16 protein-coding genes and 1 pseudogene are annotated in these 18,554 nt (G+C 61.0%); 10 read left to right on the top strand and 7 right to left on the bottom strand.

From position 1 onward, the window contains the following. Positions 1-64: 64 nt before the first annotated feature. From V7747_RS16110 to V7747_RS16130, 5 genes are all read right to left on the bottom strand, one after another. The gene (locus V7747_RS16110; protein WP_335617033.1) at positions 65-1,873 is read right to left on the bottom strand and encodes a Na/Pi cotransporter family protein; all 1,809 of its coding nucleotides are present in this window, start codon (positions 1,871-1,873) and stop codon (positions 65-67) included. A gap of 88 nt (positions 1,874-1,961) precedes the next feature. Continuing rightward, entirely contained in the window at positions 1,962-2,294 is a 333-nt protein-coding gene (locus V7747_RS16115) for a multidrug transporter (RefSeq protein WP_442909282.1), read from the bottom strand. A gap of 175 nt (positions 2,295-2,469) precedes the next feature. Continuing rightward, positions 2,470-3,282 (bottom strand): bifunctional DNA-formamidopyrimidine glycosylase/DNA-(apurinic or apyrimidinic site) lyase, encoded by an 813-nt coding sequence (mutM, locus tag V7747_RS16120; RefSeq protein WP_335617034.1) that lies wholly within the window; start codon positions 3,280-3,282, stop codon positions 2,470-2,472. Continuing rightward, positions 3,283-4,629: a hypothetical protein gene (locus tag V7747_RS16125; protein ID WP_335617035.1), complete on the bottom strand. Its 1,347-nt coding sequence runs from the start codon at positions 4,627-4,629 to the stop codon at positions 3,283-3,285. It lies immediately after the preceding gene. Further along, positions 4,626-5,054: a PaaI family thioesterase gene (locus V7747_RS16130; RefSeq protein ID WP_335617036.1), complete on the bottom strand. Its 429-nt coding sequence runs from the start codon at positions 5,052-5,054 to the stop codon at positions 4,626-4,628. Before V7747_RS16130 ends, V7747_RS16125 begins: the two co-directional genes overlap by 4 nt. 240 nt (positions 5,055-5,294) lie before the next feature. Between V7747_RS16130 and V7747_RS16135 the strand changes: the two genes are divergently transcribed. The 5 genes from V7747_RS16135 to V7747_RS16155 all read left to right on the top strand — a co-directional run bounded on the left by V7747_RS16135 (position 5,295) and on the right by V7747_RS16155 (position 10,004). Beyond that, positions 5,295-6,809: a 3-hydroxyacyl-CoA dehydrogenase gene (locus V7747_RS16135; RefSeq protein ID WP_335617037.1), complete on the top strand. Its 1,515-nt coding sequence runs from the start codon at positions 5,295-5,297 to the stop codon at positions 6,807-6,809. Positions 6,810-6,813: 4 nt separating this feature from the next. Then, positions 6,814-8,013 carry a 3-oxoadipyl-CoA thiolase gene (locus V7747_RS16140; RefSeq protein ID WP_335617038.1) on the top strand — a complete coding sequence of 400 codons (1,200 nt, stop codon included), beginning with the start codon at positions 6,814-6,816 and terminating at the stop codon, positions 8,011-8,013. Between the two features lie 99 nt (positions 8,014-8,112). After that, positions 8,113-8,406, top strand: coding sequence for a hypothetical protein (locus tag V7747_RS16145; RefSeq protein ID WP_335617039.1), 294 nt, complete (start codon positions 8,113-8,115; stop codon positions 8,404-8,406). Between the two features lie 75 nt (positions 8,407-8,481). Then, positions 8,482-8,964: a YbhB/YbcL family Raf kinase inhibitor-like protein gene (locus V7747_RS16150; RefSeq protein ID WP_335617040.1), complete on the top strand. Its 483-nt coding sequence runs from the start codon at positions 8,482-8,484 to the stop codon at positions 8,962-8,964. Positions 8,965-9,179: 215 nt separating this feature from the next. Continuing rightward, a complete protein-coding gene (locus V7747_RS16155) occupies positions 9,180-10,004 on the top strand; it encodes an acyl-CoA thioesterase (RefSeq protein ID WP_335617041.1) in 825 nt (274 codons plus the stop codon). A gap of 66 nt (positions 10,005-10,070) precedes the next feature. On the opposite strand, the gene V7747_RS16160 is transcribed toward V7747_RS16155, so the two are convergent. Then, complete coding sequence (locus V7747_RS16160) at positions 10,071-10,736, bottom strand: crotonase/enoyl-CoA hydratase family protein (protein WP_335617042.1); 666 nt, start codon at positions 10,734-10,736, stop codon at positions 10,071-10,073. Then, entirely contained in the window at positions 10,733-12,358 is a 1,626-nt protein-coding gene (locus V7747_RS16165; protein ID WP_335617043.1) for an AMP-binding protein, read from the bottom strand. Before V7747_RS16165 ends, V7747_RS16160 begins: the two co-directional genes overlap by 4 nt. Before the next feature lie 267 nt (positions 12,359-12,625). Here V7747_RS16165 and V7747_RS16170 point away from each other — a divergent pair, with 267 nt between their 5' ends. From V7747_RS16170 to V7747_RS16190, 5 genes and pseudogenes are all read left to right on the top strand, one after another. Next, positions 12,626-13,420, top strand: a complete 795-nt coding sequence (locus V7747_RS16170) for an IclR family transcriptional regulator (protein ID WP_335617044.1) — start codon at positions 12,626-12,628, stop codon at positions 13,418-13,420. Positions 13,421-13,739: 319 nt separating this feature from the next. Then, complete coding sequence (locus V7747_RS16175; protein WP_335617045.1) at positions 13,740-15,833, top strand: 3-hydroxyacyl-CoA dehydrogenase NAD-binding domain-containing protein; 2,094 nt, start codon at positions 13,740-13,742, stop codon at positions 15,831-15,833. A 63-nt stretch (positions 15,834-15,896) separates the two neighbouring features. After that, positions 15,897-17,093 (top strand): acyl-CoA dehydrogenase family protein, encoded by a 1,197-nt coding sequence (locus V7747_RS16180; protein ID WP_335617046.1) that lies wholly within the window; start codon positions 15,897-15,899, stop codon positions 17,091-17,093. 11 nt (positions 17,094-17,104) lie between these two features. Then, positions 17,105-18,238, top strand: coding sequence for an acyl-CoA dehydrogenase family protein (locus V7747_RS16185; RefSeq protein ID WP_335617047.1), 1,134 nt, complete (start codon positions 17,105-17,107; stop codon positions 18,236-18,238). Between the two features lie 171 nt (positions 18,239-18,409). Next, positions 18,410-18,554, top strand: a pseudogene (locus tag V7747_RS16190) (electron transfer flavoprotein subunit beta/FixA family protein); the annotation flags it as partial.

The following is an 18,554-nucleotide window of genomic DNA, read 5'->3' on the forward strand; positions in this document are numbered from 1 at the left end:
CGGGCGTTTTTTATTGCCTGGAATTTACCCCGTGCAGACCCTCTGCCCAGGCAGCACAACAGAGCTAGTCGGCAGACCGCAGCGCTGCGCGGGTATAGATCATGTCGTGCGCTGCGCGCAGGTGCTCACCAATTTGCTTCAGGTAATTAAGGTCGTTGAGCAGCGACGTCGCCTGCCAACCGTCCAGCTCACCGCTGCGTAGCTGCTCATGCAGATGGCGCTCAAAGCCGGCGCTGAACATCCGCTGCTCCTCCGCCAGCTCCGCTGACCGCCGCTCAGCGGCCACACCACCCTCGACACTGCCACGGGCCAACACCGAGAGCACTGCGCGGCCCTGCTCGCGCAACTGCCGATAGCCCTCGCGCAATGCGGGTCGCTGACTATCGACATGTTTACGCAGATTGCTCTGCAGATGCTTGGCCGCCTTTACCGCTTCTACCAGATCCCGCGCAGACAGCATGTCATCCATCAGCTGCTGCTGTTGCTGCGGCAGCAGCTCGCCGTCCAGACGACTGCGAAACGCGATGATATCGGCGTATACGCCCTTGATATGCTGGTGATACAAAGCATCGGCATCCTCCCGCGCGGCCAGCGGTGGTATCGCCAGGCGACTATCCAGGTTCTGGCTGGCGGCCATATCACGCACAAACTGGGCCGGCAGATACAAGGCCGCAGCAATCACCTGATAGCTCAGGCTGGCCAGGTGCGCCAGCTCCTGCTGCAACACCTTGAGGGCGGTATCGGCATGCACCAGCGCGGCATCATTGAGATAAAGTGCACGAGAACGCGGCTGCTGCGACAGATCCTCGTCCGGCTCCACGGCCGCCGGCAGCCAACGTTGCAACCCGCGCACCAGCAGCGGCACCAAAGGCAGCATGATCAGCAGACCGAGCAGATTGAACAGGGTATGAAAAAGCGCCAGCTTCAGCGTCAGGGCCTGATCATCGATGCCCAACCAACTGCTCAGCGTATCCACAAGCTGCGCCAGCGACGGCAGAATCGCCAGCGCGACCACGGCCGTCACCAGGTTGAACACAATATGCGCCGCGGCCAACTGACGGCCCGCATTATTGGCGCTGAACGCCGCTATCAATGCTGTAATCGTGGTGCCCAGATTGGCGCCCACAGCCATCGCCAACGCATCTATATAGCCCAGCTGGCCGCTCGCCAGAGCGGTCAGCGTGATCATCAGGGTGGCGTGGCTCGATTGCATCAGCACCGTCGCCAAGGTGCCTAGCGCAGCGTAGAGCAGCAGACTTTGCCAGCCACCAGCGGCGAAGGCAGACAGGTCCAGCGCGGCTTCCATCCCGGAAAAGCCGAGCTTCATCTGGTCGATACCCAGAAACAGCAAGCCTATCCCGAGCAAGACCTGGCCGCCGCCCCGCCAGCCGGCCGATTTGTTGCGCTCAAAGATCACCCCAAGCACCAGCATCGGCATGGCAATTTGCGAAAGGTCGACCTTGAGCCCGACCAGCGCAATCAGCCAAGCGCCTGTCGTCGTACCCAGATTCGCACCAAAGACAATGCCGATGCCCGCGGTCAGGCTGATCAGGCCAGCACTGAGAAAGGCGATACTGAGCAGGGTAATCAGGGAGCTGGATTGCACCAGGGCAGTAGTGAGACCACCGAACAGCAGACTCTTCCATAGCCTGCTGGTGCAGGCTGCCAACCAGCGCTCAAGCGCGCCACCGGTAAAAGCACGGAAACCGTTTTCAAGATAGCGCATGCCCAGAATGAACAGCGCGATGCCGGCAAGCAGCAAAGAAAAGGCGTTGTTACCAAAAAACAGCAACACGAAACCAGCCAGCGCAGCAATCAGCCACGCTGGCTGGAGCGAGACAAGCCGCCGTTGAATCGAGCGACTCGCAGACATGGCCGCTAGCTTATCCAATTAGAAGAGCGAAAACGGCCTTGCCGATAAGATGCGCGGTCAGCCCTGACTCGGCGTTCGCGCATGAAACCTAAAGGTTCTCGTCCTGCTGCTTGCGGCCGTAACCGGCACGCGTGCAACCCAGGCAGCGTACAAAGGTCTCGGCACCGGGACGAACCACCAGTTCGCGTCCCGCCTCACCGATATTGCCGCCGGCAGCCGAGAACGGCAGGCTTACCACAAAGGCAGCAGCGCCAACGGCCGTTACAGCCAGCAACATGGGACGGGCAATGATCAGGTCACCCATCATGGCCATATAGCCGGGCTTCTCTTCCTGATAGGAGTTGTAGTCGGTAGCTGCCATAGCGCTGACGCTCATCAGCAGGCCGGCCGCTAACGCGGTAGTTTGACGTAACAGGCGCATATTAAATCCCTGGTTGTGGCCCGAAAGGCGTTGATCTTGTTACGCGACCCGTTATCCCGTGGGCCGCTGGTATCACACTCCATTGTAGGCACATTCCGCAGATTTCGGAACGTGGCACACTGAAATTAGCCTGCAGCCCTTTAATTTGCTGGCTTACACGCCTTCTGAAGAGCTATTAGCGCTGGCATTGGCGGCAATACACCGAGCTGCGCTGCCCCAAACGCACCTCGCTGAGGGTAGTACCGCACAACTTGCACAGCTGCCCTGGTCGACCGTATACAAACAGCTCCTGCTTGAAGTAGCCCGGCTGACCATCGCCGCCGACAAAATCACGCAGCGTGGTGCCGCCACGCTCGATCGCGTAGGCAAGGATACGTTTTATCTCCTCCGCCAGCTTGAGGTAACGCGCACGGCTGATCCGCCCTGCCTCCCGTCGCGGGTCGATACCGGCCGCAAAGAGCGCTTCGCTGGCGTAGATGTTGCCCACCCCGACCACCACGGCGTTATCCATGATGAAAGGTTTGACCGCACTACTCTTGCCACGCGACAGCTGATACAGACGCTCGCCGTCAAACTCGCCGGATAGAGGTTCCGGACCCAGCTTGGCCAGCAGCGGATGCAGCTCACCTGCCCGCGCCCAGAGTAGAGCACCAAAGCGGCGCGGATCGGTGTAACGCAGCGCCATACCCGAATCCAGCTCGATATCTACATGCTCGTGCTTGGCCGCCGGTGTACCCGCCTGCACCAGGCGCATATTGCCCGACATGCCCAGATGACCAATCAGGGTGCCGCCGCCAATCTGCATCAACAGGTACTTGGCACGGCGCTCAATGCGTTCAAACCGCTGCCCTTCAATTTGAATGGCCAGATCCTCGGGGATCGGCCAGCGTAAACGGCGCTCGCGCACAATCAGGCGGGTGACGGTTTTGCCTTCCAGATGCGGAGCAATGCCGCGGCGGGTGGTTTCGACTTCAGGTAATTCGGGCATTCAGGATTGCTGCCAGTAGGTAAAGAAGATCAGCAACAATAACAGCGGCATCACGGTGAGGACAAAGCGGCCGTTCCAGCCGAACGCCACCCGGAAGGGTGTTTCGCCACTGTAGCGCGACAGAATCAGCGTTGACGGGCCAAACGGCGAAAAGATCATCGCCAGCGAGAAGCCGCACATCAGGCCTACCGCTGGCGTCATGATGGGCACGCCGAGCAAAGACAACTGCGCCAGCAGGCCGGCAATCAACGACAACGAGACAATCGGCGCCAGCCCCAACACCGCTAAAGTAATAGTGCTGAACAGACTGCCGACTGCCAGCAGAATGTTGTATTTGGGATCCTGCGCCAGCCAGGCAGCGATTTCCTCCAGTGGCGCGACCGCGCCGAGCACACCCCCCAAGAGCGCAGCACAGCCAAAGATGAACATCTCGTTGTGCATGCTGGCCATGTTCTCGGTGACCTCGCGCAGCACCAACTGTGGCGAGCGTTCACGCCAGAGCAGGTAACTGATCACGCCGAAGGGTACCAGCACCATGGCCGACTGCGAGGCGGTTAAGCTCGACAGCGACGCCAGTACTCCGATGGCGCCCAGACCGACCAGGCTACCGAGCAGCAACTCCAGCATGCCGTCGGCCTTGCTCGAATCACCGATATTGTCACGCAGCTCCAGCAACCCCTGCGTTTCCCGGCGCCAGCCGACCACTATCATCATCAACGCCGCCACCGCGCCGTAGGGCACCATGGTGCTCCAAGACTGCTCGGGCATCTCGCGGGAAATAATGGCAATGGTCACACTGGTCGGCGCCAGCAGCGGCACCAAGGCAAAGCCACGCAAGGTCGTGACCATCACGCTGCGCAGCCCGTTGCGCCGCTGCTGATCGGTCAACGAGTAGCGCTTCAGGTGTTCGGTCAGCGTGCCGCAGAGCAGGTTCATCATGCCGAAATTGAGAATCGAGCCGATGCTGCCGGCGGTCAATACATAGCGCGGATACAGTACCACTTTGGAGCCGGACAACAGCGCCTTGTGCAACTCGCGCAGCTGCGGCAAGCGCTGCGCCAGCAATTGCATCAGCCCCAACGCACCGAGAAAGCTGGTGTAGTAGGCGACCGAGCTGGCCAGCTTGGGCCACAGCTCCGCACCCGGCTGCGCAAACCAGACCGCCGCCAGCAAAATAGCCAGCGTGACGATGCCTAGCCAGCGCGGATAGGGGTTCAGCCGCGTGAAGTGCAACAGGAAGTAGAGCGCAAAGGACGCCGCAGCGCACCAGCTGAACCAATGCAGCTGCGTCAGCAGGCCAAAGAGCTCAAGCGCTACGCCAAGCGGCAGCAGCACCACCGGCTTCACGGCAGATCCTTGCGATAAGCACCTTTCTTGAATACACCTTCGCCGAAGCCGATCAATTTGTCATTCTGATCCAGCAGATCGCAGCTGGCCATGAACACCTTGTGCCCTGCACTGCGGCAAGAAGCCACGGCACGCACCCGGGCGCCCAGCGTGGCGGTGGACGAGAAGTTGGTGTTCAGGGACAGGGTAATCGCCACCCGACGCTCCTCAGGCGACGCGGCCCAGGTGCCACAAAGCCCCATGGCGATATCCAGCAGACTGGCGGTAACCCCGCCGTGCAGGTTGCTGGCGTTGTTCAGATGCTTTTCAGTCAGCGTCAGCGCGACCACCGCGCGGCCCTCGCTGTACTCTTCAAGCTCCGCGCCCAGTTCCTGAAAGAACCCGGTCACGGTACGGGCGATGGCTTGACGTTCGTCTTGATTCACGGGTGCAACACCTTTTATTCACTACACTCGATTTGGACACAACAGCGCCACCGGGTGGAAACACACACCCGCGGGCGATTGTCTTGGAAGCAGACAAGTATGGCACAGGCGAGACAGACAAGACTGTCGCCAAACTTGCACTCACAAGGTACAGGATTTAATCTCGCAACACATTAAACGAAATACTGTTTCGCCATGCGGAACAAAAGCCTGAAACATTCCCAACTGAGGAGTCCACGCATGTTCAACCGGATTGGCGTTATCGGCGCCGGCGCCATGGGCCGCGGCATTGCCCAACTGTTCGCCAGCAGCGGCCAGCAGGTTCAGCTGTTCGATACCCGCGCTGAAGCCATCGAGGACGCCCTGCAATTCAACCGCAACCTGCTGCAGCGCGCTCAGGCCAAGGGCAAGATGACCGAGGCTGAGCTGGAAGCCACCCTCGCCCGCATGCAGCCTGCACAGACGCTTGAAGAGCTGAAAGACTGCGATCTGGTGATTGAGGCCATCGTCGAGCTGCTGGACGTTAAGCAGAAGCTGTTTGCCGACCTGGAGGCCATCGTCAGCGACACCTGCGTGCTGGCGACCAACACCTCCTCGCTGTCGGTCACCCGCATCGCCAGCAGCGCCAAGCACCCAGGCCGCGTTGCCGGTTTCCACTTCTTCAATCCTGTGCCGCTGATGAAGATCGTTGAGGTAGTACGCGGCGAGCGCACCGAAGAGCGCGTCATTGAAGGCCTGGTCGAGCTGGCCGATACCGCCGGCCACTTCCCGGCCATCACCCCGGACACCCCCGGCTTTCTGGTCAACCACGCTGGCCGCGCTTTCGGCACCGAAGCGTTGCGTATGCTCAGCGAAGGCGTTGCAACGCCTTCGCAGATCGACCGCATTCTGCGCGACGGCCCGGGCTTTCGCATGGGACCGTTCGAGCTGTTCGACCTGACCGGCCTGGACGTATCCCACGCAGTGATGGAGTCTGTGTACGAGCAGTTCTATCACGACCCGCGCTACACCCCCTCATTCATTGCCGCGCAGCGTGTCGCCGCGGGCCTGCTGGGGCGCAAGACCGGTCAGGGCTTCTACCGTTATGAGGACGGTCAGAAGATCGAGCCTACCGAGCCACAACCAGAAACCGTGCTGATCAATCGTCCGTTCTGGCTGGAGACCGATGACGACGCACTGCGCAACCAGGTCAGCGAGGTACTGACCCAAGTGGGCGCCACACTGGAAACCGGCAGCAAGCCATCGGACGATGCCATCTGCCTGATCACCCCGCTGGGCGACGACTGCAGCACCGCCCTGACTCAGCTGGGGCTGCCTGCCGAACGCACGCTGGCCCTCGACAGCTTTGCCAACTGGGACAAGCGCCGCACCCTGATGCGCCAGCCGGCTGCCAGCGCCGAGGTCGTCGCTCAGGCACGCCAGGCCCTCAGCGCCGATGGCGTACCCGTGGAAGTGATCAACGATTCCGCCGGCTTTGTGATTCAGCGCCTGATTGCCAGCGTCGTCAATCTGGGCTGCGAAATCGTGCAGAAAGGCATCACCACGCCGCAAACACTGGACCGCGCCATTCAACTGGCGCTGGGCTATCCAAAAGGCCCACTGGCCTTCGGCGAGCATTATGGCGAGGCCAATATTCTCGCCGTCCTCAACAACCTGCAGGCCGTTTACGGCGAACCGCGCTACCGCCCCAGCCCCTGGCTGCGTCGCCGCGTGCAGCTGGATCTGCCTTTGACCACACCCGACTTTCAGGAGTAAGACCATGACTGCCTATATCTACGATGGCCTGCGTACCCCGTTCGGCCGCCACGCCGGCGCCCTGGCCAGCGTTCGCCCGGATGACCTGCTCGCCGAAGTGATTCGCGCCGTGGTTGCTCGCAACCCGTTTGAAGGTCAGGACTACGAAGACGTGGTCATGGGCAACACCAACCAGGCCGGTGAAGACGCGCGCAACGTCGCCCGTCACGCCGGCCTGCTGGCGGGGCTGCCGCAGGAAGTGGCCGGCGTCACCGTCAACCGCCTGTGCGGCTCCGGCCTGGCTGCCATTCTCGATGCCGCCCGCGCAGTAAAAGCTGGTGAAGGCGAGCTGTTCGTCGCCGGTGGCGTGGAAAGCATGAGCCGCGCGCCCTTCGTTATCGCCAAGAGCGAAAGCGCCTACAGCCGCGACTTCCGTGCCTTTGACAGCACCATCGGTGCACGCTTCCCGAACCCCAAGGTCGAGAAGCAATACGGTGACGACACCATGCCGCAGACCGCTGATAACGTCGCTGCCGACCTCGGCATCAGCCGGGAAGAAGCCGACACCTATGCCGCTCGCAGCCAGGCGCTGTACGAGAAGGCCCGCGCTGAGGGCTTCTTTGCCGAAGAAATCCACCCGATCGAAGTGTCCCAGGGCCGCAAGAAGCCGGCCAAGGTCGTCGATCAGGACGAGCACCCGCGCCCGAGCAGCGACATGGCGGCCCTGTCCGGCTTGCGCTCGCTGTTTGAAGGCGGCGTGGTTACCGCCGGCAACGCCTCTGGTGTCAACGACGGCGCCGCTGCCCTGATTATCGGCAGCGAAGCCGCAGGCCAGAAGTACGGCGTCAAGCCGCGTGCTCGCATCCTGGCTGGCGCCGTGTCCGGTGTTGCTCCGCGCGTCATGGGCCTGGGTCCGGTGGAAGCCTGCAAGAAGGCGCTCAGCCGCGCCGGCCTGACACTGGATGACATGGATGTCATCGAGATCAACGAAGCCTTTGCCTCCCAGGTGCTCGGTTGCGCCAAGCAACTGGGCATAGCCTTCGATGACCCGCGCCTGAACCCCAACGGGGGTGCCATTGCCGTAGGTCACCCACTGGGGGCATCCGGCGCCCGCCTGACCCTGACCGCCCTGCGTCAACTGGAGCGCACCGGCAAGCGCTACGCACTGGTCAGCCTGTGTATTGGTCTGGGCCAGGGTGTGGCAGCGGTCATCGAGCGCGTCTGACCTTACCGTCGCCGGCAGCAGGCTTGAGTTCTGCCTGCTGCCGGCTTCTGCTAAGGTATCGCCAGCGAGTACGCCCCCTTAGTGACCAGAGACAATTGAATGCAGGCGAATAATGTTTTTGAATGGCTGGGCCAGGTTTTCGGCACCGTCATCCGCTTTATCATCGACAGCCTGGTCTGGCTGTTTACCCTGCTGAGTAACGCCAGCTCGGACTTCGTCAACGGCTTTGCCCGCGCGCTGGGCGTCAACAGCAGCCTGCTCAGCATTGCCGCAGTGATTCTCGGGCTCTGCCTGATCTACCTTGGCGTTCGCGCCTTCATCCGCAAGAAACTCATACTTGGCGTGATCTGGATACTGCTGGGCCTGTGGTTGCTCAGCGCACTCATGCACTGACCTCAGGCGCCTTGCATGACGCGGTGCCCGGAGTAGTATTGAGACAACTTTCGCGCCAACTTCAAGGAGACTTCCATGGGATTTGCCTTTTCCAACGACCTGACTCTCGACAGCAGCGCTTTCGCCGCCGAGGGCGCCATCCCCAGCAAGCACACCGGTGAGGGCGAGGATGTTTCTCCCGCGCTGAGCTGGAAAAACGCGCCAGCGGGTACCAAAAGCTACGCCGTGATCTGCCACGACCCGGACGCGCCACTGATCTCGGCCAACGGCACCTACGGCTTCGTGCACTGGGTGCTCTACAACATTCCTGGCGACGTCAGCGCACTGAGCGAAGGTTGCGGCGACTACACCCAAGGCAAGAACAATTTCGGCAACCTGGGTTACAACGGGCCCATGCCGCCTGAGGGTCATGGCCAGCACAAGTACTACTTCTGGGTGATTGCGCTGGATGCCGAGCTGAACCTGCCCGCTGGCCTGAACCTGTGGCAGTTGCTGGAAAAGATCGAGCCTAACGCGACCGCCATGAACCGCCTTATCGGTACCTACAAACGCGGTTGATTCATACCCTGGCTCGGCGCGCTACAGACGGCGCCGAGCCAGCCGTATTTCACCCGCCACTTGCCGCCAACGCCACTGCTCGTCCTTACCAATCGCCACCACGCATAGCGCCAGATTCATAGCGCCAAGCTTGCTTGTCGAGCGCAACAAGCGCTGCTTATTATGCCCATCATATTCATATTGCACGGCCCTCCCATTTCAATCGGAATACCCTGATGACTACCACCCTGCCCGCCAGCCACGCATTCGACCGGGCGATTGCGCTGCAGCCCCTCGCTCCCAACCTGTTCAGTGGCACTACCAGCGACGACTACCAGAATATGGTCGGCCCCTTCGGCGGCGTGACCGCAGCAACCTTGCTCAACGCGGTACTGCAGCATCCCGAGCGCATCGGCGAGCCCGTCTCGCTGACCATCAACTTTGCCGGGCCGGTGCAACCGGGCGCCTTCGAAATCGAAGTCACGCCAATTCGCACCAATCGTTCCACCCAGCATTGGCTGCTTTTGCAGCGACAGGAGGGTGAAGTGGTCACCAGCGGTACCGCTTTTTTCGCGACCCGCCGGGAGACCTGGTCCGAGCAGCAGGAGCCGATGCCCGCCGCGCCCGCTGCCGACAGCCTGCCGCAACAGGTGCGCAAGGAACGCAGCTGGTTCCAGCATTATGACTTTCGCTATGTCTCTGGCCTGTTCCACCCAAAGGAGCCGATCAAGGAAGGACGCGAAGGCACCGAGAGCCTGCTGTGGACCCGCGACAACCCGCCCCGGCCGCTGGACTTTGCCTCACTGACCGCAATGGGTGATGTCTTTGCACCGCGTATCTTTCACCGGCGCCAGCGCTTTACCCCGGCCGGCACGGTATCGCTGACCCACTATTTCCATGCTGATGCGGCGCAGCTGGCCGCCTGCGGCGACCGCCCGCTGCTGGGGCAGGCCCGCGCCACGCGCATGCACAACAATTATTCGGATCAGGTTGCCCACCTGTGGAGCGAGGATGGCGTCTTGTTACTGACGTCCACGCAGGTGGCGTATTACAAGGAATAGGTAGGGGGTCACTAGCGCCCTCGTAGCCAAGAGCGCTAGCAGACAACAACACAATGGCCTGACAGACTAGCCGAACAGCTGAGCCAGCTCATCGCGCAGCGGCGCATGCAGCAGCGCTCGCGTCTCACGGAAAGCTCGCTTATCCAGTGCCGCCAGCTGGCGAGCCTTCTCCCGGGCGCGCTCCAGCAACTGGTCCGCGGGCTGCAGTTCATCCAGGAAGCCCGCGGCCAGTGCCTGACCCGGGTTCAGGTATTCAGCCTGCAGTGCACAACGGTTGAGCCACTGCGGTGCCAATCTTGCACGCGCCTGCGCCATGGCGCCTTCGGGCATGGTCATACCGATGGCGACCTCGTTCAAGCCGATGCGAAATGCCCCTTGGGCGCCTACGCGATAGTCCGCTAGCAGGAGCACAAAGGCCGCCTTGGCCATCGCGTGCCCGCTGCTGGCGATCACCACCGGCGCGGGATAATCCAGCAGCGCCAGCGTCAGTCGGTCGCCCGCCGCCCGCATGGCATCGCAGGCCGGGCCGCCAGCATCGATCAACTTGCGGTCATAACCGCCGCTGAAGCAGCCGGGACGCCCGACTATCAGCAACGCCGCCTCAACCCTCGCCGCCTCGGCAATCGCCGCCAACAGCTGCTCCAGCAAGGCTTCCGACAGCGCGTTGACCTTGCCGTCATCCAGGCTGACTTCCGCTACGCCATTGGCAATCTGCAGTGTCAGCCCGCTCACGCCTTGGCCTCGCCACGTGCTTCATCACGCAGCACCCGGCGCAACAATTTACCCACGGTCGACTTGGGCAGGTCGTCGCGAATCTCGACGTGCTTGGGAATCTTGTAACCGGTCAGGTGCTCGCGGCAGTGGGCAATGATCGCAGCTTCATCCAGCGCCGGATCGGTCAGACTGACGTAGATCTTAATCGCCTCTCCGGTGCGCTCATCCGGCACGCCCACAGCGACGCACTCGCGAATGCCGGCGTGACGCATGACCGCGTCTTCCACATCGTTGGGGTACACATTGAAGCCGGAGACCAGAATCATGTCCTTCTTGCGATCGACCAGCTTGAGAAAGCCCTCATTGTCTATCACGCCGACATCGCCGGTTTTCAGCCAGCCATCCTCGCTGAAGGTGGCGGCGGTTTCATCCGGGCGGTGCCAGTAGCCCTGCATCACCTGCGGGCCGCGAATGAGCACCTCACCGGGCTCACCGCGCGGCGTTTCGTTGCCGTCGTCATCCACGGTCTTCAGCTCGGTATCGATCACCGGCTGGCCGATATAGCCCTCTTTATAAGGCGTCTTGGAGGTCGAGGCGACCACCACCGGGGAGGTCTCTGTTAAGCCGTAACCTTCACGAATCACGCTGCCGGTGCGTGCTTCCCAGCGCTTGGCAATCTCGGTATTCAACGGCGCACCACCGGAGTTGACCCACTTCAGGCGACTGAAGTCGATATTGTCGAACTCGGGGTGGTTCATCAGCGAGACAAACAGCGAGTTGATACCCGTGAGCAGGGTAAAAGAGTGACGCTTGAGGTCCTGAATCATGCCGTCGAGGTCGCGCGGGTTGCTGATCAGCACACTGTGAAAACCAGTGAACACCGACGCGATGCAATTCGCGGTAAAAGCAAAGATATGATAGAGCGGCAGGGGTGAAATACGCACCTCCTTGCCAAACTCAACGTCGCCCTCTTTAAGGATGCTGACCGCCTGCAGGATGTTGCAGAGAATATTGCGGTGGGTGAGCATCGCACCCTTGGACACGCCCGTCGTCCCGCCGGTGTACTGCAGCACCGCCAAATCGTCCAACCCCCGCTCGGGCGCAACCTGCGGCAACTCGTCACCCAACCGCAGCGCTTGCATGAAGCGCATTTCGTCAGCCTCAGCACTGTCGTACTGGGGGTTGGCCAGGTCATCAAGGCTGGTGACGATCAGCTGTTCAACGTCCGTCGACCCTTGGATCTTGCGTACCAGCGGCACCAGCTTGTCGAGCACCACCACCGCCTTGGCGCCAGAGTCCGCGAACTGGTGGCGTGTTTCATAGGCGGTGTACTGCGGGTTGGTATTAACGATCACCAGGCCTGCACGCAGCGCACCGAAGAGCGCGATAGTGTATTGCAAGAGGTTCGGCAACTGGATCGCCAGGCGATCGCCCGCTTCCAGACGGGCATGGTGCCGCAGATAGCGGGCAAAGGCATCGGCGCGCCCGCGCAACTGGTTGAAGCTCAGCGTATCGTCACCACAGGAGAACGCCGGTTGATCACCGTAGCGGGCGCAGGCGCCGTCGAGAACATCAAAAAGGGTGGTGTAACCCAGCTCAGCCAGCTGAGTATCGACGGCGTAGTGCACGGATGACGACATCTGAACCTCGTTATAAGACTATTATTTTGGGTCGCTCTTTAATGGACCGATATTTTGCACAGCGGAATGAAGTACCAAAAAGATGCTATTCTATCAGGCACAAGTGTGCAATCATCGAGACAATCTCTATACAGTCTCGCTGTGCAAAACGTTCGATCATGTTATGTTTCGCGGCTGATCGACAACAATAATAGCCAAGCATCAAACCAGTAAGAGCGCCGTACATCGGCCGGGCAATCAGGATGCGCCAGCAAGGTAATCTAACCAATGAATGAAGAGCACGAAAACAGCACCGCCACCGCCACCGCGAAGGATCGCAAGTTTGTCGAGGCGCTGTCTCGTGGATTGGACGTCTTGCGCGCATTCAGTCAGGGCTCGGTGGTCATGGGCAACCAGGACATCGCGCGCATCACCGGCCTGCCCAAGCCCACGGTGTCGCGTATGACGTATACGCTGACCAAGCTCGGCTATCTCAGCTACTCCACCCAACTGGAAAAGTACCAGCTCGACTCCGGCGTGCTGGCTTTGGGTTACGCCTACGTCTCCAACTTGCGCGTGCGTCAATTGGCCAAGCCGTACCTCGATGAGTTTGCCCGCACTACCAATACCTCGGTTGGCCTCACCTGCCGTGATCGCCTGTCGATGATCTATGTCGAAAACTGCAGGCCCTCGGAAACCACCTCATTGCGCATGGATGTGGGCGTCCGCCTGCCATTGGCCACCACCGCTGCCGGCCGCGCCTACCTCGCGGCAATGAAGGACGAGGAGCGCAGCCATGTGATGGATGCGCTCAAGGCCCGCAACCCCGAGGCCTGGCCTGAACTGGAAGCGTCACTGCACAAAAGCTTTGCCGAATACGAGAAACACGGTTTTTGTCTCTCACTCGGCGATTGGGACCGCAATGTCAACGCCGCTGGCGTACCACTGCACTTGCAGGACGGCAGCCTGATGGTCCTCACTTGCGGCGCACCTTCCTACCTCGTCTCGGAAGAGAAGGTGCAGAATCAGCTGGCGCATCAACTGGCCATGCTGGCCAGGGACATTGAGCGGTTGGGCGTTTGACGTCCCACTGCTCAATGTCACCGGCAGGCCTCAGGCTGCAAGCAACAAACCGGTCGCACACGCTCAGTTCACATCCCGTATTGGTTTGATCTTGGCTTGCCGCGTTTAGCCGGAGGCTTGCTGCTGTGATGAATCGCGCCCGAGCCTAGCGCCGGGGCGATTCATCACCTTTACTGATGAACCCCCATTTCGCGCAAAAGGGGCATCGACAAAGCATTTGTTTTTTTGTATTTTGCCTAGCGAAACATGGTTTCATTATTTCGCATAGTGAAATAGCCAAATAATGAAACGCACTTAGCCACACTTACGGAGGTCAAGCATGTCGGACGTGGTCACTCTGGAACGCAAAGGCGCCATTGCGGTTGTCACCGTCAACAACCCACCGGTCAATGCACTCGGCATTGCCGTGCGTGAAGGCCTGCAGAACAGCTTCAAGGCGGCCGAGGCCGACCCTGAGGTCAAGGCTATCGTTCTGATCTGTGAAGGCTCAACCTTCATCGCCGGGGCTGATATCAAGGAATTCGGCAAGCCGCCGAAGGAGCCGAGCCTGCCGCAAGTGGTCAACGAGATCGAAGCCGGCAGCAAGCCCAGCGTCGCCGTGATCCATGGCACCGCTCTGGGCGGTGGTCTGGAAGTTGCCGTCAGCTGCCACTACCGCATCGCCGTCAAGAGCGCCAAAGTCGGCCTGCCCGAGGTCAAACTGGGCCTGCTGCCGGGTGCCGGCGGCACTCAGCGCCTGCCGCGCCTGACGGGTGTAGCCAAGGCACTCGACATGATCGTCAGCGGTGCGCCCATCAGCGCCAATGAAGCGCTCGAGCTGGGCGTCGTCGACCAACTGATCGAAGGCGATTTGCTGTCCGCCGGTCTGGCCTACGCCGACCAGCTGCTTGCCGAAGGCAAGGGCCCGCGCCGCACTGGCGAGCGCACCGACAAGCTTGAAGGCGTCGACAACGCCGCTGCGGTCGCTGCCAAGCGTGCCGAAGTCGAGAAGAAAATGCCCGGCCTATTCTCACCACAGCGCTGTATCTCTGCCGTCGAAGCCGCTTTCACCCTACCGCTGGCTGAAGGCCTGAAGCGCGAGCGCGAGCTGTTTGCCGAGTGCCTGGTATCACCGCAACGGGCAGCCCTGGTCCACGCCTTCTTCACCGAGCGTCTGGCCTCCAAGGTCGACGACCTGCCAAAAGACACCCCCGTTCGTGACATTCAGTCTGCCGCAGTCATCGGCGGCGGCACCATGGGTGTCGGTATCGCCATGTGTTTTGCCAACGCCGGCATTCCGGTCAAGGTACTGGAAATCACTGCCGAGGCTCGCGACAAGGCCCTGCAGCGGGCCCGCGACACCTACGGCATGAGCGTCAAGCGTGGCAGCCTGAACGAAGCGGCACTCGAAAAGCGCATGGCGCTGATCAGCGGCGTGACCGATTACGCCGATCTGAGCGACGTTGACCTAGTGGTTGAAGCCGTATTCGAAGAGATGGGCGTCAAGCAGAAGGTATTCGAGGCGCTGGATGCCAACTGCAAGCCGGGTGCCATTCTGGCCAGCAACACCTCCTCACTTGATCTGAACCAGATTGCCGCGTTCACCAAGCGCCCGGAAGACGTGGTAGGGCTGCACTTCTTCAGCCCGGCCAACGTCATGCGCCTGCTGGAAGTAGTGCGCGGCGAGAAAACCGCCAACGACGTGCTGGCCACCGCCATGGCGATCGGCAAGAAGCTGAAGAAAGTCGCCGTCCCTGTGGGCGTGTGCGACGGTTTCGTCGGCAACCGCATGGTCTTCCAGTACGGCCGCGAAGCCGAGTTTCTGGTCGAGGAAGGCGCTACCCCGGCACAGGTCGACGGCGCACTGCGCAAGTTCGGCATGGCCATGGGTCCCTTCGCCATGCGCGACCTCTCCGGCCTAGACATCGGCCTGAGCATTCGTACCCGCCAGCGCCAGACGCTGCCGGCCGAATTCAAGCTGCCGCTGGTTTTGGACAAGATGGCCGAAGCCGGTATGCTGGGTCAGAAGACCGGCAAGGGCTTCTATGTTTATGAAGCGGGCTCCCGTACCCCGTTGGAGAACCCGGAACTGCCGGCGCTGCTGGAAGCTGCTTCAAAAGAGCAGGGCATCGAGCGCCGCGAACTGTCGGATGAGTACATCATCGAGCGCACCATCTATGCCCTGATCAACGAGGGTGCCAAGATCCTCGAAGAAGGCATCGCTCAGCGCGCCAGCGACATCGACGTGATCTACCTCAATGGTTACGGCTTCCCGGCCTTCCAGGGTGGCCCCATGTTCTACGCTGACGCCGTGGGCCTGGATCGCGTGTACGCAAAAATCTGTGAGTTTCACGAGCAGCATGGCGCCTGGTGGAAACCGGCCGCCCTGTTGGAAAAACTGGCCAAAGAAGGTCGCAAATTCGCCGATCTTTGATAAATCAGGGCGGTCGGTGCCGACACCGACCGCCAGATACCTGTATTACAACGAGGACTGACAATGGAAATCCATTTTTCTCCCGAACAGCTCGCCTTCCGCGATGAAGTGCGTGAATTCCTGAAACAGGAGCTGCCTGCGGACATCGCTCAGAAGGTCAAACTGGCCAAGCACCTGAGCAAGGAAGATCACGAGCGCTGGCAGAAGATTCTGTCCAAGCGCGGTTGGTACGCGCCAGGCTGGCCGGTTGAGCACGGCGGCACTACTTGGGGCCCGATCGAGAAGCACATCTTTGACGAAGAGTCCGCCGCCTATGGCGCACCGCGTCTGGTGCCGTTCGGCGTCAACATGGTTGCTCCGGTGATCATCAAGTTCGGCTCTGAAGAGCAGAAAGCGACCTACCTGCCACGCATCCTCGATGGCACCGACTGGTGGTGTCAGGGTTACTCCGAGCCGGGCGCCGGTTCCGACCTGGCTTCGCTGAAGACCCGCGCCGTGCGCGATGGCGATCACTACATCGTCAACGGCCAGAAGACCTGGACTACCCTGGGCCAGCACGCCAACTGGATTTTCTGTCTGGTGCGTACCGATCCTGAAGCCCAGCAGCAGCGTGGCATTTCCTTCCTGTTGATCGACATGGCGACGCCCGGCATTACCGTGCGCCCGATCATCACTCTGGACGGCGACCATGAAGTCAACGAAGTCTTCTTCGACGACGTCAAGGTGCCGGTAGAAAACCTGGTGGGCGAAGAGAACAAGGGCTGGACCTGTGCCAAGTACCTGCTCACCCACGAGCGTACCGGCCTGGCCGGCATCGGCGCCTCCAAGGCAGCGATGACCAACCTCAAGCGTATTGCCTCCAAGCAGCAGAAAAACGGCAAGCCGCTGATCGAAGACACCCTGTTCCGCAGCCAGATCGCGGAAATCGAAATGTCGCTGATGGCGGCAGAAATGAGCACCCTGCGCATCGTCGCAGCGGCCTCCGAAGGCGGCGTGCCCGGTTCGGAAAGCTCCATTCTGAAAGTCCAGGGTACCGAAATTCGCCAGACCATCACCCACCTGATGCGCAAGGCACTGGGCCCTTACGCCCTGCCCTTCCTGCCGGAAGAGCTGGAACTGGACTACGACGGCGAACTGCTCGTCGACGACTACGCGGCCTCGCCGGCCTCGCAGTACTTCAACATGCGTAAACTGTCGATCTTCGGCGGATCCAACGAGATCCAGAAGAACATCGTCTCAAAAATGATTCTTGAGCTCTGAGGAGGCCGACCGTGGATTTCAAATTGACCGAAGAACAACAGATGCTGCAGGAAACTGCCGAGCGCCTGGTTCGTGACGTGTACGACTTCGAAAGCCGCAGCAAATTCAGCGAAAGCGAAGCCGGCTTCAGCACTGCCTTCTGGCAGCAGATGGGTGAGCTGGGCCTGACCGCGATCCCCTTCGCCGAAGAGCTGGGCGGCTTTGGCGGCGGCGGCGTGGAAACCATGCTGATCATGGAACAGCTGGGCAAGGGCATCTGCCTTGAGCCCTACATGGAGTCCGTGATTCTGGCCGGCGGCCTGATTGGCCAGCTGGGCAGCGACGCACAGAAAGAAGAACTGATGGGAGCCATCGCCAGCGGCGAACTGCAGGCCTCGGTTGCCCTGGATGAGCTGAACAGCCACTACGACCTGGCCAATGTCACCACCACTGCCAAGCAAGACGGTAGCGAGTGGAGCCTGACCGGTCGCAAGGGCGTAGTCATCGGTGGCCAGACCGCAGGCAAGATTCTGGTGTCCGCTCGCACCGCTGGCGGCAGCCGCGACGAGCAGGGTATCAGCCTGTTCCTGGTCGATCCGACCAGCGCCGGCGTCAGCCGCCGCGTGTATGCCACCGTTGACGGCCGCAAAGCCTGTGAGCTGTACCTCGACAACGCCAAGGGCGAGCTGTTGGGTGAAGCTGGCCAGGCCTTTGACGCCATTCGCTACCAGAGCGGCCGCGCTATCGCCGCCCTGTGTGCCGAAGCTGTCGGCGCCATGCGCACCGCCTGCGATCTGACGCTGGAATACCTGAAAACCCGTAAGCAGTTTGGCGTGCCGATCGGCAAGTTCCAGGTGTTGCAGCACCGCATGGTCGATATGATCAGCGAGCTGGAGCGCGCCACCTCCATGGCGATTCTGGCAGCCTGTCTGGCTGACGACGAAGACAGTGCCGAGCGCAGCGCCAAGCTGTCCGCGGCCAAGTTCATTGTCAACCGCGCCGCGCGTTTTGTTGCCGAACAGTCCATCCAGCTGCATGGCGGCATCGCCATGACCTGGGAGTACAATGGCGCGCATTACGCCAAGCGCCTGGTGATGATCAGCCACCAGTTTGGTGATGATGACTACCACCTGGAAGCCTACGCAGCGCAACTGACCGGCGCGTAAGTCACTTCCGGACTGCCGGGTCGGCGAGCTAAATAGGTCGCCAACCCGGCATTTTTGTCTGTAAAAGCGACAATTTGCCCTTCCGGGCGCCCTGCGCGCCCGGTATCCTAGGCACCCCTTTTAATGTCATGCGCCTACGGGCGTCTCAAGACTTGTGGAGGACTAACGTCCATGAAAATCCTCGTTGCCGTTAAGCGCGTGGTCGATTACAACGTCAAGGTTCGCGTCAAGGCGGACAACTCCGGCGTCGATCTCGCCAACGTCAAAATGTCGATGAACCCCTTCTGCGAAATCGCCGTGGAAGAAGCCGTACGCC

This window comes from Halopseudomonas sp., from assembly GCF_036960865.1.
Classification (GTDB): Bacteria; Pseudomonadota; Gammaproteobacteria; order Pseudomonadales; family Pseudomonadaceae; genus Halopseudomonas.

Excerpts from the sequence above, each read along its gene's own strand:
- V7747_RS16110 (WP_335617033.1), bottom strand. The coding sequence starts at position 1,873 with ATGTCTGCGAGTCGCTCGATTCAACGGCGGCTTGTCTCGCTCCAGCCA.
- V7747_RS16115 (WP_442909282.1), bottom strand. The coding sequence starts at position 2,294 with ATGCGCCTGTTACGTCAAACTACCGCGTTAGCGGCCGGCCTGCTGATG.
- mutM (WP_335617034.1), bottom strand. The coding sequence starts at position 3,282 with ATGCCCGAATTACCTGAAGTCGAAACCACCCGCCGCGGCATTGCTCCG.
- V7747_RS16135 (WP_335617037.1), top strand. The coding sequence starts at position 5,295 with ATGTTCAACCGGATTGGCGTTATCGGCGCCGGCGCCATGGGCCGCGGC.
- V7747_RS16140 (WP_335617038.1), top strand. The coding sequence starts at position 6,814 with ATGACTGCCTATATCTACGATGGCCTGCGTACCCCGTTCGGCCGCCAC.
- V7747_RS16145 (WP_335617039.1), top strand. The coding sequence starts at position 8,113 with ATGCAGGCGAATAATGTTTTTGAATGGCTGGGCCAGGTTTTCGGCACC.
- V7747_RS16150 (WP_335617040.1), top strand. The coding sequence starts at position 8,482 with ATGGGATTTGCCTTTTCCAACGACCTGACTCTCGACAGCAGCGCTTTC.
- V7747_RS16155 (WP_335617041.1), top strand. The coding sequence starts at position 9,180 with ATGACTACCACCCTGCCCGCCAGCCACGCATTCGACCGGGCGATTGCG.
- V7747_RS16165 (WP_335617043.1), bottom strand. The coding sequence starts at position 12,358 with ATGTCGTCATCCGTGCACTACGCCGTCGATACTCAGCTGGCTGAGCTG.
- V7747_RS16170 (WP_335617044.1), top strand. The coding sequence starts at position 12,626 with ATGAATGAAGAGCACGAAAACAGCACCGCCACCGCCACCGCGAAGGAT.
- V7747_RS16175 (WP_335617045.1), top strand. The coding sequence starts at position 13,740 with ATGTCGGACGTGGTCACTCTGGAACGCAAAGGCGCCATTGCGGTTGTC.
- V7747_RS16180 (WP_335617046.1), top strand. The coding sequence starts at position 15,897 with ATGGAAATCCATTTTTCTCCCGAACAGCTCGCCTTCCGCGATGAAGTG.